The sequence below is a fragment of the Streptomyces sp. NPDC096136 genome, assembly GCF_044763325.1.
In the GTDB taxonomy this organism is placed as follows: Bacteria; Actinomycetota; Actinomycetes; order Streptomycetales; family Streptomycetaceae; genus Streptomyces.
In genome coordinates this window covers 186,767-200,354 of record NZ_JBIWFZ010000013.1, presented here as the reverse complement: position 1 = coordinate 200,354, position 13,588 = coordinate 186,767, and the positions used below count along the sequence as shown (strand labels likewise).

Here is a 13,588-nt window from a genome sequence, read left to right as displayed (position 1 = left end):
TCAGTCCCGGATCCCGTGGTTGCAGAGCGCGGCCGCGATCCGGCCGGAGCGGGTGCCCCGGTCGGGCTCCGGGGTGTCGGAGGCCGTCAGCAGGTGCCGTACGGCATGCGCCAGTTCCAGCCCGTAGCGCTCCGCCGCCCGCTCCTCCACCTGGTGCCTGCGGGCGGCGGTCCCGTCCTCCTTCAGCAGGACGGGGCTCTGCCGCCCGGCGACCGCGAGGGCCGACGCGACCACCTGCTGCAGATCGGCGTCGTGGTGGAGGAGACGGGCGGCCACGGAGCCCTCCGACACGTGCTGGTGGCAGTGCCCGAGTTCCAGGTGGCGCAGTTCGTGCCCGGTGATGACGATCCGGTGTTCGGCCACGGTCCGCTGTTCGACGATGACGAGGTCCCGGTCGCCGAGGTTCAGGGCGAGGCCGCTGGCAGTGCCCGGAGGGAAGGAGGTGCTGCGGAACTCGATCTTCCGGCCCCGGCGTCGTCCCATCGCCTCGCAGAGCGCACGGCAGACCACCTCGGCCGGAACCGGAGACTTCAGATGGCTGAGCCCGCCCACCATGGCGCTCACGGACTGCCGTAATTCCTGCTGCTTGAACACGTGACTCCCCCATGCCCTCTCCCGCGGAGGCCGGAACACGTCCCTCCGCGGATCCCGTGCGACCGGCCCGTACCGCCCCGCACGGCGGCCGACCCCTTGACAGCACCCCCCGCCGCGACGACCGCGGGGGTTCCCGATGCCCTCAGGCCCGTTCACCGGGCGGGCCGGGATCCGGCTCGGCCGCGTGCTCGTCCATGTAGGTGTCGAGCCATTCGAGCAACCTGGTGCGCCCCTGGTCGGGCAGCAGTGCCGCGCGCAGCGCGATGCCGTCGACGCCGTGCCGCGCGTAGAGAGCGGGCCTTCCGGCACCGGCCGGGGCCGCGGCCGCGAGGGCGTTGCGCTCGCTGTGCTCCTGGCACTCCTGGAGGAGGGCCTTCTCGATGGCGGCCAGGGCGCAGCCCAGTGCCTCTGAGTCCTCGGACTGGAGGAAGCCGGCGGGCCGGTTGAAGAACCTCTCCAGCCGTGAGCAGTGCTCCATCGTGGGGCGGCGGTCCCCGCCGAGCAGTGCCTGCACCTGCTGCCGGGAGATCCCGCTCTCCCGGGCGATCTCCCCGTGTGAGAACTTCCGGCCGTCGGCCTTGCGGTGGGTTTCGTGGAGCAGGTCCAGGCGCTGGCGGAACCGCGCGTGGATGTCCGGCTCGCCGGCCGCCCGTCCCTGGAGCAGCGCCCGGATGACGCCGAGGGGAACCCCGCAGGCCCGGTTCAGCGCCTCCGGGTCGAGTACCTCGTCACGGCCCCGGCCGAGCTTGGCCCCCAGACCGGCGATCCGTTCGACGGCCTCGGTCAGCCGGGGGCCGGGGAGGGGCGGTACGGAGGGGGCTTCTGTCACCGGGCTGCTCCCCCGAGCTCGACGCAGGACGACTGCTCCCGGACCCACCGGGAGCGCGGGGCCACCACGGGGCCCTTGCGTCGTCGATGCTGCCACAGTCGTGGCAGACGAGCCAGGGATCTCCAGCCAAACTGCCACAGTGGTGGCAGGAACGTGACGGTGCCCTACCGGCCGCGCACGGCGGGGCTCGCCGCGCGGGGCCGGGATCCCCACCCACCGGGGCCCGCCTCCTCCGCGCCGCCCCGGCCCGGGGCGGTGTCAGTCGACGTCGGGGTGGTAGGCGCCCGCCCGGGCGTCCGCGAACAGCGTGAACTGGACGTGCGGAGGACCGTCGACGCCGTCGGTGTCCAACTCGACGGGCTCGGCGTCCACCAGGACGTACTCGCCGTACCCGTCGAAATCACCCGGCCCGTCCGCGACCCCGATGTGGATCGGTGTCTCGTCCGGCAGTTCCGCGAGAGCTTCACGCAGCCGCGCGGCGGTCCATACCTGCGGGGCGTGCTCGAACATGTCAGCCATGTACAGAAGCTAGAACCACCGTCGGCCGAACCAGGGTTCGCCGCGCCGTGGGCACGCCTGCCATGTCGGCGACCGGACACCGGATCCCCGGCTCCCGCCGGTCCGGGCCGGCGGCCACCGAGGAGCCGGAGGCCGGGTGCGCGGGCGGGGCTGCTAGCTTCTTCCCCCGTGCCGCACCACCAGGACGAGACCAGGGCCGCCTACGACGGGGTCGTCGAGCTCTACGCGTCGCTGTTCGCCGATCGCCGCCTGGAAGGACATCCCTTCACACGGAACATGATCGCCACCTTCGCCGAACTGGTGCGCGGCACGGGCAACCCGCGGGTGGCCGACGTCGGCTGCGGCCCCGGCCACCTGACGGCCCTGCTGCACGACCTCGGCGTGGACGCCTCCGGGTTCGACCTCTCCCCGGGCATGGTCGCCCACGCCCGGCGGGCCCACCCGGCGCTGCGGTTCGACGAGGCCCGGACGGAAGCCCTGCCGGTCGCGGACGGCGCGCTCGGCGGAGTACTGGCCCACTACTCGACGATCCACACCCCGCCCGGGGAACTCCCCGCGCTCCTCGCCGAGCAGGCCCGCGTCCTGGCACCCGGGGGCCTGCTCCTGGTCTCGTTCTTCGCCACCGACGGCCCGGACCCGGTCCGCTTCGACCACAAGGTGACCCCCGCCTACAGCTGGCCGGCCGACCGCTTCGCCGAACTGCTGGCCGCAGCCGGCCTCACCCCCTTCGCCCGGCTCCTCCACGACCCGGCCTCCGAACGCGGCTTCCTCGACGCCCACCTCCTGGCCCGCCGGGCGCACGTCTAAGCTGGCCCGATGATCGAGGACGGCGCCACCGACCAGGGCAGCGTCACGACCGTGCGGCGCGTCGGCGAAACCATCCGCCGGCCGGCCGGCGCGTGGACGCCCGCGGTCCACGCCCTCCTGGACCACCTGGAGTCGGCGGGCTTCACCCGGGCACCGCGCGCCCTCGGCACCGACGGAGCCGACGAAGTCGTGTCGCTGCTGCACGGCGAACCGGCCTTCAGCCCCTGGCCGCCGGCCCTGCGGTCGACGGCGGGCCTGCGCGAGCTCGGGACCTGGCTGCGCGAGTACCACGCAGCGGTCCGCGGCTTCCGGCCCCCGGCCGACGCGCGGTGGCGGGCCCAGGAGGAGCAATGGCGGCCCGGGATGACCATCCGGCACGGCGACCTCGGCCCGTGGAACTCCATCTGGAACGGCGACCGGCTGGCCGGCTTCATCGACTGGGACTTCGCGGCGCCCGGCCACGCCCTCGACGACCTCGCACAACTCGCCTGGTACGCCGTACCCCTGCGCCCCGACCGGCAGCAGCACAGGGCCGGCATCACCGGGGACGGCGTCCTGCGCGACCGCCTCGACGCCCTCTGCACCGCCTACGGCGCGCGCCCGGCAGCCGTCCTGGACGCGCTGGACGGCCTGCAGGCCCGCGAGGCGGAGCGCATCGAACGGCTCGGCGGGCGGGGCGAAGAGCCGTGGGCGGCCTTCCTGGCCCGCGGCGACGCGGCCGAGATGAAGGCCGAACGGGCCTGGCTCCGGCAGGAGCGCACGGCCCTCCTCGGCGGTCCGGGCGACTGAGGACGGAGTACGCCGGGGCCCGCGCAACGGCGCTCGGCGAGCGGAAAGCCGTGGACCACCGGGGCGGGGGCGTGGTCCACTCGGGGCATGAGCTTGCTGGTCGACGTGTTCACCACCGACGAGGGCGGCGGGACCCGCTACCTCGACGTCCCCGCGGGGGCGTCGGACCTGGCCGGCTTCGAGAGCTGGCGCACCACCGTGTGGGGGTCGGAGGCCGTCCGCTCCCTCGGCGCACGGTTCTTCCCCCGGCTGGCCGGGGACGACCTGCGCGTCGCCCCGGGGGACGTCGCGGAGTTCATCGAGGAGGTCCTCCTGCTCCAGGCCAACATCGAGACCGTCGCCGCCCGCATGGACTCGCCCGAACCCTTGCCCCGGCGCGTCGGCGCGATCGCCGATCGTCTGGGCAACGTCCTCGACGCCGCCCGACGGGCGGAGCGGGTCGGCGGCGGCGTGCAGATCTGGTAGCGGGAGCCCCTCGCGGCTGCCCGCCGCCCCCGACAATCCCGGTGCGGTCCGGTCGTCCCGCGTGGTACTCCTGCCTCCCATGGGCGATGTGATGACGGCACGGCTCCTGCTCCACCCGATGAGCGTCGGCGAGGCCGAGCGGCTGCTGGCGGGCGCGCCGGACGGGGGCGACGGTGGCGACCGGTGGGCGCCGGGATACCCCACCGAGGGGGACGTGTTGGCCGCCAGGCGCTTCGTGGGCACCTGCGCGGACACCGGCGACCCCCACCCGTTCGGCAACTACGAGATCCGACTCCGCGAGGACGGCCGGGCCATCGGCGGCGTCGGCTTCCACGGCCCCGCGGACGAGAACGGCACCGTCACCATCGGCTACGGCCTCGTCCCCTCGGCCCGGGGCAGCGGATACGCCTCCGAAGCCCTCCGCGCACTCCTGCTGCTGGCACGGGCCCAGGGCGTCACCCGCGTGAAGGGCGACGCCGACCACGACAACACCGCGTCCCACCACGTCATGACGGCGGCCGGCATGCGGCCGGCCGGACAGGACGAGCGCGTCAGGTACTTCGAGACCACCTGGACCGACGCCACACCGCCCACCGACCCGCACCCCTAGCCCGTACGCCCGGCAGGTCGGAGCGAGCCGACACCGCGCCAGGTCCAGCCCGCCCCGACGACCGCGTCGCGCAGGGCATCCTTCATGTCACGCGAGTCCAGGCGGAACTCCTCGACCCTGCGCCGACGCCCGTCGGGCCCCCGCTCGACGGTCCACGTCCTGTGCTTCCGGAAGAACGGCCCCGACCCCTGCTCGCGCGCCACGGTACGGCCCGGCGGATCCCCGGCGCGGGTCACCGCCCCGTGCTGGTGCAGGGCCCGCACCTCGCGCTCCCCGGGCACCAGGCGCATCGAGATCTTGAAGGTCCACTCCACCTGCCTGCGGTTCGCCCCGGAGCCGGTGGCGGGTTCCATGACCTTCCGCATCGCGACCAGGCCGAGCCCGTCCCCGGCCTCGACCAGGCTGAACGGCGCACCGCCGCCGTCGCCGAGCGCGAGCAGCGCGGCCCGCAGCTCCCGTGCGGGTACGGCCACGGTGCCGGGGGCGGGGTACCGCGTCCCCATCACCTTGTCCCGGAACCGACCCATCACCGGCGACCCCGCCCCGCCGACCGCATTCCGGCCGACCGGCCCCGACGTGCACCATCCGCCATGCGTAAGCCTCCCCTCTCGCTGCCGCCGATCCTAAGCATGGCGAGGGCCGCCCCGTCCCCGTGTCAGGTCTGACATCACGGGGCCGGAGGCCAGGGGCACGGAGGTCAGGGGCAGGTCTCCTCGACCTTGGCGACGGTGAAGGAGACGGGCCGGCCGTTCAGCGGGGCGCCCGCGGCCGGGTTCTGCGTGCACACCTTCCAGTTCGACTCCTGGAGGACCATGCGGCTCTGCACCGCGTCCTTCACGGAGATCGAAGCGTTCCCCGGGAGCGCGGCGCGGACCGCCTTCATGCCCCGACCGACGAAGTCCGGCATGGTGTCGCCCGCCGGCGCGGGCGCGGGCGCGTCCGTGGCGGGGCAGGTCTCCTCCAGCTTCACGGCGCCGAAGTCGATCGTCGTGCCGGTGTCGACCGTGCCGCCGCCGGCCGGGGTCTGGGAGCAGACCTTCCAGTTCCGGTCGAGGGCCTGAAGCCGGTCACGGCCGAGTGCGTCGTGGGACTTGAGGGCATGGAACCCGGCGGCCTGCGCCTCGTCCTGTGCGGTCTGGAGGCCCTTGCCGACGAGGTTCGGGAGCGTGCCCGTCTTCGCTGCGGCCGCGGGGGCCGGGGGCGAGGAGGCCTTCTGGGACGGGGCTGCGGGGGCTGCGGGCTTGGCGTTGCCGTTGTCGCCGCCCGCCTGGGGGTTGCAGGCGGTGAGCGCGAGGGCGGCGGATGCCGTGAACAGGGCGATGGCGTGACGTTTGTGCATTGCGCCATGTTCGCCCGGTCCCGATGCCTGTGCGGTGGCTGTGACCAGTCTGTGACGCGCGGAAGTCCCGTCCACAAGGGTGCCCCCCGACCGACGCCGGCCGAACCGAACACCTGCCCCCAAAAGAAGATGATCCGACGCCGACCGGGCCCCTAACCTCACTGCCATGACCGCACCCCAACCCGCTTACCCGCCCAAGCCCGTCCCCGGCGACCGCATCGCCGTCATCTCGCCGGGGTCCGGCCTGCCGGAGCTGTTCCCCCTCCCCTACGAGCTGGGGCTCAAGCGGCTGCGCGAGGACTTCGGCCTCGAACCGGTGGAGTACCCGACGACGCGCGTCATGGGCTCCACGCCCCGTGCCCGCGCCGTCGACATCAACGCCGCGTTCGCCGACCCCACGGTCACCGCGGTGATGGCCACCATCGGCGGCGACGACCAGATCACCGTGTTGCCCCACCTGGACCGCGAACTGATCCGCGCCCACCCCAAGCCCTTCTTCGGGATGAGCGACAACACCAACCTGCTGGCCCTCCTCCACAACCTGGGCATCGTCGGCTACCACGGCGGCTGCCTGATGACGACGCTCGGCCGCCCGTACGCGCTCCACCCCCTGACCGCCGACTCCGTCCGCGCGGCCCTGTTCACCCGGGGCCCGTACGAACTCCGCGCCGCCACGCACTACGGCGACACCGACCGCGACTGGGCCGACCCGGCCACCTTCGACGAGGAACCCGCCGCCCGGCCGGCCGACGGCTGGACCTGGCACCAGCCGGACCGCCGCGTCGAGGGCCGGACCTGGGGCGGCAACCTGGAGATCCTGTCGTGGCTGCTGATGGCCGACCGCGAGATCGCGCGCGACCCGGCCGTGTACGACGGCGGGGTGCTGTTCCTCGAGACCTCGGAGGAACTGCCGCGAGCGGAGGAGGTCTTCCGCATCCTGCGCAACATGGGGGAACGCGGTCTGCTGGCCCGCTTCCCGGCCCTGCTGATGGGGCGTGCCAAGGCGTGGTCCTTCGAGCAGCCGAACGGGACGGAGCAGAGGCGGCGCTACGCCGCCGAGCAGCGCGAGGCCGTGCTGCGCGCGCTGGCCGCGTACGCCCCGCGCACCATGGCGGTGTTCGACGTCGACTTCGGGCACACCGATCCGCAACTGGTGATCCCCTACGGCGGCTCCGTCACCGTCGACGGCCCGGCGCGGCGGATCACGGTGACGTACTGACGACGGCGATCAGTCCTCACCGATGGTCCGCACCCGCCCACCCCGGCGGGAGCCCGGTGCGATCATGCCCGCATGAACGATCTCGGCGATGCCCGCGTACGGACCTGGACGCTGCGCCTCATGACCCTCCTGGCGGCCGACGTCGAGGAGCAGCTCGCCTGGGTGGGGGAGCGTGAGGTGGAGACGCAGGACGTCGTCGAGGAGGCGGAGCTGCTCTGCCGCGTCTGCGAAGGGCTCGCGGAGCGCGGCGTACTCACGCCCGTAGAACTGCGCGACCTCCGCCCCGTCGGCCGCCGCCTCGCCGAGATCGACGCCGCCTCCCGCGCCGGCCTCTGGGCCCACGCCCTGACCGGCACGGACCCGGCGTGGGACGACGTCCGCCTGCGCAGCCGGCAGTTCCTCCTCACCGCCCTCGGCGACCCGCGCCGGCCCCTGCCGCGCTACGTACCCCCGCGGCCGCGGGACCGCTGATCGAGGACGCCCCCGTCTGGGGGCCGAACGGTCCACACCCGGCGCATCGCAGCGGGGCGCGTCCCCGCCGGACTGGCATCGTGGGAGCACACAGGACCGGACCGGTGGACTGGGCAGGCGGCAGGTGGAATCGTGAGCGGACCCGTCATCGACTATCAGGCAGTCTTCCAGGCGCTCCCCGCCGGGGTCGCGCTGCTGACCCCCGACCTGGTCTACGCGGACGTCAACGAGGCCTTCCTGGCGCTGGCCGGCCGCACCCGCGGACAGATCGTCGGCCGCTACCTCTTCGACGTCTTCCCGGACAACCCCAACGATCCCTCCGCGACCGGCATGCGCAACCTCCAGGCCTCCCTGCTGCGCGTCGTGGCCACCGCCGAGCGCGACACCATGGCCCTGCAGCGCTACGACGTGGAGGACCCCGAACGTCCCGGGGAGTGGCAGGAGCGGTACTGGAGCCCGGTCAACGTCCCCGTGCCGGCCCCCGACGGGACCGTGGCGCTGCTCCTGCACCGCGTCGAGGAGGTCACCGAGCTCATCAAGGCCCGCGGCAGCCGCAGCGGCAGCGACCGCACCCAGGTCCTCGAGGCCGAGCTGTACACCCGCGCCCGCGAGCTGCAGGAGGTCAACGAACGGCTGCGCCAGGCCCACGCCCGTGAACGCGAGGTCGCCCTCCACCTCCAGCAGGCCATGCTGCCCGCGCCCCGCCCCCTCGGCCACCACCGCGCCGCGGTCCGCTACCAGCCCGCGATGGGCGCCCTGAACGTCTGCGGCGACTGGTACGACCTCGTCGACCTGCCCGCCGCGGGCCGTACGGCCGTCGCCGTCGGGGACGTCGTCGGCCACGGCCTGGCCGCCGCAGGGGTCATGGGCCAGCTCCGCAGCGCGCTGTCCGCCGTCTCCCACGTCGCCGACGGCCCCGCGCAGGCCCTCGAGGTCCTCGGGCTGTACGCGCGCTCGGTCGACGGGGCCGAATCGACCACCGCCGCCTCCGTCTTCATCGACTGGAACAGCAGGACCCTGACCTACAGCAGCGCCGGGCACCCCCCGCCCGCCCTGTGCCACCCCGACGGCAGCGTCACCTTCCTGGACCAGGCCACCGACCCTCCGCTCGGCGCCCGCCCCGAGCACGTCTCCCGGCCCGAGGCCCGTACCGCCTTCGCCGAAGGCTGCGTCCTGGTCCTCTACACCGACGGGCTCGTCGAACGCCGCCGGGAGGACATCGACACCGGCCTGCACCGGCTCGCCGACTCGCTGGCCCGCCACCGCACCGCCGACGCCGACAGCCTCGCCGACTTCCTCCTGGCCGACCTGATCCCTCCGGCCGGCCTCACCGACGACTCCGCCCTGGTCGTCATGCGTCTGTGACGGGGCGTTCGAGGGGCCGCTTGTAGTACCGCCAGGGGAACCATCCCGCCCCGACCGGGATCCAGCCCTCCGCCTCCATCCGCCGGTGCCGCGTGAGGGAGGGGAGCGTGACCCGGCAGTGCTCCCAGGGGTGGCCCGATGCCTCCACCTCGTGGAAGAAGGGGCCGTAGCCGACCATGTGCCAGCCGTCGCGGCCGGCCTCTTCCAGGGCCGCCATCTCGTTGAACGCGGACAGCCCGCTGAGGGTGCGGCGCTTGGGGGCGTTCGGTCCTCCGGGGGCCGCTGCCGACGGGTCCGCGGCGGCCTTGCTCGCGAAGCGCTGCTGGGCGGCCTGGCGGCTGACCCCGAGGACACGGCCCACCGTGTCCCAGCTGTGGCCGGCGGCCCGGGCGCCCTGGACGGCCTCCCGCAGGAGCCGGCTCGCCTCCTCGGCGCCGACGCGCGAGGCGTCCACCAGGCGCAGGTACCCGTGCGCGTCGTGTTCCAGCGAGTCGGCCAGCCCCTCGGGGGCGCCGAGGACGGCGGCGGCGATCCCTTCCCGGATCCGGTCCATCTCCACGGGGTGGAGCAGCGGTTCGTCGCTCATCGGTCCAGCCCCGCCAGGGGTTCGAGGGCGTCGAGGACGGCCTCGTCGCGGCGTGCCCGCTCGGCGGACTCGCGGGCCGCCCGGCCGGCCAGTCCGGCGGTGCAGGCGATGAGCACGAGGCCCGCGACGACCAGGGCGGCGGTGGCGAGCGCGCCGAGCCGGTCGCCGAACAGCACGCTCAGGGCGGGCAGGCTCACGGCGAGGGGGAGCACGGCGGCCATGGACGTGGTGGCGGGGAAGAGCTCCCGGTGACGGGAGCCCGTCTTCAAGATCAACATGCGTCAAGGAAACCTTGACGCCGCCGACTTGTCAAGAATTCCTTGACGCCCCGGCGCCGAATAATGCGTTGACGCCCCCGGGAGCCGCCTTGTTAGCCTGACCGGGTCGTTCTGCTTCGATCTGGGCCTGTGCGCCCTGGAAATGGGTGTTTGATGACCCGGCCCGCGCCGAGTGCGCCTCGCCGTACCGCGTAACCGTCCGCCGCTTTCCGCCGCCCGCTCCTCCGGGCGGCTGCCGGATGCGTTCTCCGGTGCCCTGACCTGCCCGCCCGCCGTCCCACGGCGCCTTCGGGCCCTCTGACGAGGCCGCTCGGCCTGCTCTTGCTGCCATGACCGACCACCCCAGCAAGGAGCACCCCGGGTGTCCAGCCACACCAACCGCAACACCGCCAACACCGCCAACACCAGCAACAACACTCTCAGTCTCGACACCTTCGCCTGCGCGTGGTGCGGTCTGACCGTGTCCGCGTACGCCGCCGACGGAGCGCCGCGCAACCACTGCCCGTCCTGCCTGCACTCCCGTCACGTCCTCGACCACGTCGACGGCGGCCCGAGCGACTGCGGGGGACGGATGTCCCCGATCGCCATCGCCGTGCTCCGCACCGGTGACTGGATGGTGATCCACCGCTGCATGCGCTGCGACGAGCTCACCTCCAACCCGGTCCGCACCGACGACAACCAGCTCATCCTGATGCGCATGGCGGTCCGACCGCTGGCCCAACCGCCCTTCCCCCTCGAAGCGTTCGGAACCCTCTGACCGCCGCACGGGGAAGGAGCACAGCCGTGTCACGCAGCAACAGCCGCCGTCGGAGCCGTCCCCAGCGGCACAAGGACGTCCTGCACGCCCAGGGCGGCCACCGGGCCGACGCCTTCCGGTGCACGTCGTGCCGCCTCGACGTGTCCCTGGATGCACCCGGCACCGCGCACCGCAACCACTGCCCGAACTGCCTGGCCAGCCTGCACGTCGACCGCAAGGTCCCCGGCGACCGCGACGCCGACTGCCGGGGCCGGATGGAGGCGCTCGGCATGTCCGTCCGCCCGGACGGCGAGTGGATGATCATCCACCAGTGCGCGACCTGCGGCGAGCTCAGCGCCAACCGCATCGCCGGCGACGACAACCCCCTCGCCCTGGTCCGCCTCGCCCTCAGACCCCTCACCGATACCGGGCGCGCCGGCCGTGCCCTGCTGATGCTGTGAGCGGGGCACGGGGCCCGGCGCCTCCCCCCTCCACCCGTCACTGACCAGGGGGCCGGCGCCCACCGCCGTACCGGCGGCGGGCGCCGGCCTCCGGCAATACGGCGCGGCCTCCGGCAATACGGCGCCGGCCTCCGGCCTCCGGCGCCGGCCTCCGGCATACGGGTGAACGCGCTGCGGTCACGGCGGGTGGATCGCGCCGTTCCCGTGTCGCCCTCCCGTCCCGCATATTCTGATGGCATATCTATGGACCCGATGCGTCACGCGCAGTGTTGACCTCTCGGGAAGGGCGTCCATGCCGCACATCCAGCCTCTGCCTCAGTACGTCGCGCTCGGCGACTCCTACAGCGCCGGCCAGTTCATCGGCGGTGATACGAACCTGGTCCGCGAGCCGGTGGACGGCGGTCTGGGCGGGCCGGACGGCGACTACAGCGGCCGCTCGAAGGACAGCTACCCGCAGCAGCTGGCCCGCACCGTCCTGTCCGCCTACGAGTTCATCGACGTCACCTGCGGCGGCGCGACCATCGACGACCGCGGCCTCGGCCTCGGCGGCATCCTCACCCCGCAGACCGTCTTCGGCGGCCCGCCCTACGTCCCCGTCGACGGCAGCGGCGTACCGCAGTTCACCCCCACCCCGCGCCCCGCGCAGATCGACGCCCTCAGCAAGGCCACCACGCTGGTCACCATCGGCATCGGCGGCAACCAGTACAACCTCGGCCAGATCATCGCCAAGTGCGCCTCCCTGGGCGCGTCCGCCATCGGCAGCCCCGGCACCGACTACTACCGCCACACCGAGGAAGGCCGCGCGGACCTGGCACGGAAGGAGGAGGACCTGCGCGACGGCTTCGCGAAGATGATGCCGGAACTGCGCGAGCGCGCGCCCCACGCCCGGTTCTTCTTCGTCGGCTACCCCACTCTCTTCCCGGCCGCGGAAGGGCAGGGCACCTGCGACGGCGGGCTGGACGAGAACATCACCATCAAGAAGGGCGACATGCCCTTCATCCAGCAGCAGTTCGACCTGGTCGACTCCGTCATCCGCGACGCGGCCAAGGCGCACGGCCACACCTACGTCGACATCGCCGAGTCCACCCGCGCCCACCACGTCTGCCGCGAGGGCACCGAGAAGTGGATGTTCGGGCTCTACGCCCGCTACACGTTCGACGAGGAGCTCCGGGGCTACAAGCCCGCCCGCTTCCCCGCCGGCAAGGACATGCCTCCCTTCAGCCCCGGCTGGACCGCCTGGATGCAGGGCATGCTCGCCCACGGAGACGGCATCTTCCGCGGGAACGAGACGCTGACGACCTTCCACCCCAACAAGCGCGGCGCCGACAACCAGGCCCGCCAGGTCACCTCCGCCCTGCGCGCCGCCGGCATCGTCTGAGCAGCACGGCGCGGCCGAGGGAGCCCGTGGTGAGCGGCGGCGACCCCGGCTCCCCCTGAACGTGGACGAGGTCGGGGGCGTCCACACGGGCCGCCGCTCCCCTTCCGGGGGCGGCGGCCCTTCGCGTCCGCCTCGACGGCCGGCAGAGGCGTCCGCGCCGGCGTCGAAAGCGGTCAGGCCACGGAGGCTCCCGCGGCGGCGGGCCGCCGTCGTCGCGCAGCCGCCCGGGGAGGGCGGTTCAGGACCGGACGACCGGTGCCTGGAGCTCCGTCACCCACTCGTCGCGGTTCTCGGGGCACTCCAGGTTGACCTCGCGGGGGTAGCCGGCCGAACGGTAGCCGTGGGCGTCGATCCAGCGGGCCAGGGTCTGGGCCGTGGGGAGCACGGTGTCCATCGAGCCGCGGTGCACGACGGTCGCCGCCTCCTCGACGGGCGGCAGGTCGAGGACGCGGAACGCGCCGTCCTGGAGCGGCGCGGCGACCTGGACGCCGGCGTGGACGCTGATCCTGCCGCCGCCCTCCGGCGCGTCCTCGTAGTACGCGACGCCGGGACCGGTGGGGGTGATGCCGGCCGCTCCCAGGAGCCGGAACAGCTCGTCGTAGAGCGGCCCGATGACCGGTCCGATGTCCTCGGGCCCGAAACTCTCGGCGGTCGCGGTCAGCTCCGCGACCCGGACGGCGGGAAGGTTCTTGACGACGACGTCGTTGACGGGCATGCGCCCCTCGCTCTCGATGGCCCGGAGCCTCGCCTCGACCTGCACCAGCCGTGCCCCCGCGGCGGCCACGGCGGTCTCCAGCTCGGCCTGCCGAAGCCGCAGCATGCCGCGCAACTCCTCGGCCCCGACCTTCTCGTCCACGATGTCGTGGACCTGTTGGAGGGTGAAGCCGAGGTCTTTGAGCGCGATGATCCGGTTGAGGCGGGCGAGCTGGGCCGCGGTGTAGTGGCGGTAGCCGTTGTGGGGGTCGACGTGGGCCGGGCGCAGCAGTCCGGTCGCGTCGTAGTGACGCAGCATCCGGACCGAGACGCGGCCGTGCCGGGCGAAGTCTCCGATGGTGAACATGATGTCTCCGAGTTGACCGCCTGACACGGTGTGAGGGTCAAGAAACTACTCGGCGCCCGGGAAGCGGCGGAGCGCGGGGGCG

18 protein-coding genes are annotated in these 13,588 nt (G+C 73.5%); 10 read left to right on the top strand and 8 right to left on the bottom strand.

The window, feature by feature from the left end; genetic code table 11:
• The 3 genes from ACIRBY_RS25650 to ACIRBY_RS25640 form a co-directional block, all read right to left on the bottom strand.
• Nucleotides 1-555: a toxin-antitoxin system, toxin component gene (locus tag ACIRBY_RS25650; protein ID WP_403904460.1), complete on the bottom strand. Its 555-nt coding sequence runs from the start codon at nucleotides 553-555 to the stop codon at nucleotides 1-3.
• A 181-nt stretch (nucleotides 556-736) separates the two neighbouring features.
• Nucleotides 737-1,423 carry a helix-turn-helix domain-containing protein gene (locus ACIRBY_RS25645; protein ID WP_403904391.1) on the bottom strand — a complete coding sequence of 229 codons (687 nt, stop codon included), beginning with the start codon at nucleotides 1,421-1,423 and terminating at the stop codon, nucleotides 737-739.
• A 258-nt stretch (nucleotides 1,424-1,681) separates the two neighbouring features.
• On the bottom strand, nucleotides 1,682-1,942 hold the full coding sequence (locus ACIRBY_RS25640; RefSeq protein ID WP_042813416.1) for a DUF6225 family protein: 261 nt from the start codon (nucleotides 1,940-1,942) through the stop codon (nucleotides 1,682-1,684).
• A 168-nt stretch (nucleotides 1,943-2,110) separates the two neighbouring features.
• On the opposite strand from ACIRBY_RS25640, the gene ACIRBY_RS25635 reads away from it, so the two are divergent.
• From ACIRBY_RS25635 to ACIRBY_RS25620, 4 genes are all read left to right on the top strand, one after another.
• The gene (locus ACIRBY_RS25635) at nucleotides 2,111-2,749 is read left to right on the top strand and encodes a class I SAM-dependent DNA methyltransferase (protein WP_403904388.1); all 639 of its coding nucleotides are present in this window, start codon (nucleotides 2,111-2,113) and stop codon (nucleotides 2,747-2,749) included.
• A 9-nt stretch (nucleotides 2,750-2,758) separates the two neighbouring features.
• Nucleotides 2,759-3,538 (top strand): phosphotransferase, encoded by a 780-nt coding sequence (locus ACIRBY_RS25630; protein WP_403904386.1) that lies wholly within the window; start codon nucleotides 2,759-2,761, stop codon nucleotides 3,536-3,538.
• A gap of 87 nt (nucleotides 3,539-3,625) precedes the next feature.
• Complete coding sequence (locus ACIRBY_RS25625) at nucleotides 3,626-4,003, top strand: hypothetical protein (protein WP_403904383.1); 378 nt, start codon at nucleotides 3,626-3,628, stop codon at nucleotides 4,001-4,003.
• 91 nt (nucleotides 4,004-4,094) lie between these two features.
• Complete coding sequence (locus ACIRBY_RS25620) at nucleotides 4,095-4,613, top strand: GNAT family N-acetyltransferase (RefSeq protein WP_403904380.1); 519 nt, start codon at nucleotides 4,095-4,097, stop codon at nucleotides 4,611-4,613.
• Here the strand turns inward: ACIRBY_RS25620 and ACIRBY_RS25615 are convergent.
• Both ACIRBY_RS25615 and ACIRBY_RS25610 read right to left on the bottom strand, forming a co-directional pair.
• Nucleotides 4,610-5,116: a hypothetical protein gene (locus ACIRBY_RS25615; RefSeq protein ID WP_403904377.1), complete on the bottom strand. Its 507-nt coding sequence runs from the start codon at nucleotides 5,114-5,116 to the stop codon at nucleotides 4,610-4,612. The two genes, ACIRBY_RS25620 and ACIRBY_RS25615, sit on opposite strands and share 4 nt — an antisense overlap.
• A 194-nt stretch (nucleotides 5,117-5,310) precedes the next feature.
• Nucleotides 5,311-5,952 carry a hypothetical protein gene (locus tag ACIRBY_RS25610; RefSeq protein ID WP_403904374.1) on the bottom strand — a complete coding sequence of 214 codons (642 nt, stop codon included), beginning with the start codon at nucleotides 5,950-5,952 and terminating at the stop codon, nucleotides 5,311-5,313.
• A 166-nt stretch (nucleotides 5,953-6,118) separates the two neighbouring features.
• Between ACIRBY_RS25610 and ACIRBY_RS25605 the strand changes: the two genes are divergently transcribed.
• From ACIRBY_RS25605 to ACIRBY_RS25595, 3 genes are all read left to right on the top strand, one after another.
• Nucleotides 6,119-7,171 (top strand): S66 peptidase family protein, encoded by a 1,053-nt coding sequence (locus tag ACIRBY_RS25605; RefSeq protein WP_403904371.1) that lies wholly within the window; start codon nucleotides 6,119-6,121, stop codon nucleotides 7,169-7,171.
• 72 nt (nucleotides 7,172-7,243) lie between these two features.
• The gene (locus ACIRBY_RS25600; protein ID WP_403904369.1) at nucleotides 7,244-7,642 is read left to right on the top strand and encodes a hypothetical protein; all 399 of its coding nucleotides are present in this window, start codon (nucleotides 7,244-7,246) and stop codon (nucleotides 7,640-7,642) included.
• Nucleotides 7,643-7,774: 132 nt separating this feature from the next.
• A complete protein-coding gene (locus tag ACIRBY_RS25595; RefSeq protein WP_403904367.1) occupies nucleotides 7,775-9,007 on the top strand; it encodes a PP2C family protein-serine/threonine phosphatase in 1,233 nt (410 codons plus the stop codon).
• Here ACIRBY_RS25595 and ACIRBY_RS25590 read toward each other — a convergent pair.
• Entirely contained in the window at nucleotides 8,994-9,593 is a 600-nt protein-coding gene (locus ACIRBY_RS25590) for a hypothetical protein (RefSeq protein WP_403904365.1), read from the bottom strand. The genes ACIRBY_RS25595 and ACIRBY_RS25590 overlap by 14 nt on opposite strands.
• Nucleotides 9,590-9,871: a hypothetical protein gene (locus ACIRBY_RS25585; RefSeq protein WP_403904362.1), complete on the bottom strand. Its 282-nt coding sequence runs from the start codon at nucleotides 9,869-9,871 to the stop codon at nucleotides 9,590-9,592. The genes ACIRBY_RS25590 and ACIRBY_RS25585 overlap by 4 nt, the downstream gene beginning before the upstream one ends.
• Before the next feature lie 361 nt (nucleotides 9,872-10,232).
• Between ACIRBY_RS25585 and ACIRBY_RS25580 the strand changes: the two genes are divergently transcribed.
• The 3 genes from ACIRBY_RS25580 to ACIRBY_RS25570 all read left to right on the top strand — a co-directional run bounded on the left by ACIRBY_RS25580 (nucleotide 10,233) and on the right by ACIRBY_RS25570 (nucleotide 12,446).
• A complete protein-coding gene (locus ACIRBY_RS25580; RefSeq protein ID WP_403904360.1) occupies nucleotides 10,233-10,628 on the top strand; it encodes an RNHCP domain-containing protein in 396 nt (131 codons plus the stop codon).
• 26 nt (nucleotides 10,629-10,654) lie between these two features.
• Nucleotides 10,655-11,068, top strand: coding sequence for an RNHCP domain-containing protein (locus ACIRBY_RS25575; RefSeq protein WP_403904359.1), 414 nt, complete (start codon nucleotides 10,655-10,657; stop codon nucleotides 11,066-11,068).
• 292 nt (nucleotides 11,069-11,360) lie between these two features.
• On the top strand, nucleotides 11,361-12,446 hold the full coding sequence (locus ACIRBY_RS25570) for an SGNH/GDSL hydrolase family protein (RefSeq protein ID WP_403904357.1): 1,086 nt from the start codon (nucleotides 11,361-11,363) through the stop codon (nucleotides 12,444-12,446).
• 238 nt (nucleotides 12,447-12,684) lie between these two features.
• Here ACIRBY_RS25570 and ACIRBY_RS25565 read toward each other — a convergent pair whose 3' ends face one another.
• Entirely contained in the window at nucleotides 12,685-13,506 is an 822-nt protein-coding gene (locus ACIRBY_RS25565) for a MerR family transcriptional regulator (protein ID WP_403904354.1), read from the bottom strand.
• Nucleotides 13,507-13,588 lie beyond the last annotated feature (82 nt).

Bases quoted from the DNA above. Each gene is read 5' to 3' on its own strand.
- ACIRBY_RS25650 (WP_403904460.1), bottom strand. From the start codon at position 555: ATGGTGGGCGGGCTCAGCCATCTGAAGTCTCCGGTTCCGGCCGAGGTG.
- ACIRBY_RS25640 (WP_042813416.1), bottom strand. From the start codon at position 1,942: ATGGCTGACATGTTCGAGCACGCCCCGCAGGTATGGACCGCCGCGCGG.
- ACIRBY_RS25630 (WP_403904386.1), top strand. From the start codon at position 2,759: ATGATCGAGGACGGCGCCACCGACCAGGGCAGCGTCACGACCGTGCGG.
- ACIRBY_RS25625 (WP_403904383.1), top strand. From the start codon at position 3,626: ATGAGCTTGCTGGTCGACGTGTTCACCACCGACGAGGGCGGCGGGACC.
- ACIRBY_RS25620 (WP_403904380.1), top strand. From the start codon at position 4,095: ATGACGGCACGGCTCCTGCTCCACCCGATGAGCGTCGGCGAGGCCGAG.
- ACIRBY_RS25615 (WP_403904377.1), bottom strand. From the start codon at position 5,116: ATGGGGACGCGGTACCCCGCCCCCGGCACCGTGGCCGTACCCGCACGG.
- ACIRBY_RS25610 (WP_403904374.1), bottom strand. From the start codon at position 5,952: ATGCACAAACGTCACGCCATCGCCCTGTTCACGGCATCCGCCGCCCTC.
- ACIRBY_RS25605 (WP_403904371.1), top strand. From the start codon at position 6,119: ATGACCGCACCCCAACCCGCTTACCCGCCCAAGCCCGTCCCCGGCGAC.
- ACIRBY_RS25600 (WP_403904369.1), top strand. From the start codon at position 7,244: ATGAACGATCTCGGCGATGCCCGCGTACGGACCTGGACGCTGCGCCTC.
- ACIRBY_RS25590 (WP_403904365.1), bottom strand. From the start codon at position 9,593: ATGAGCGACGAACCGCTGCTCCACCCCGTGGAGATGGACCGGATCCGG.
- ACIRBY_RS25585 (WP_403904362.1), bottom strand. From the start codon at position 9,871: ATGTTGATCTTGAAGACGGGCTCCCGTCACCGGGAGCTCTTCCCCGCC.
- ACIRBY_RS25570 (WP_403904357.1), top strand. From the start codon at position 11,361: ATGCCGCACATCCAGCCTCTGCCTCAGTACGTCGCGCTCGGCGACTCC.
- ACIRBY_RS25565 (WP_403904354.1), bottom strand. From the start codon at position 13,506: ATGTTCACCATCGGAGACTTCGCCCGGCACGGCCGCGTCTCGGTCCGG.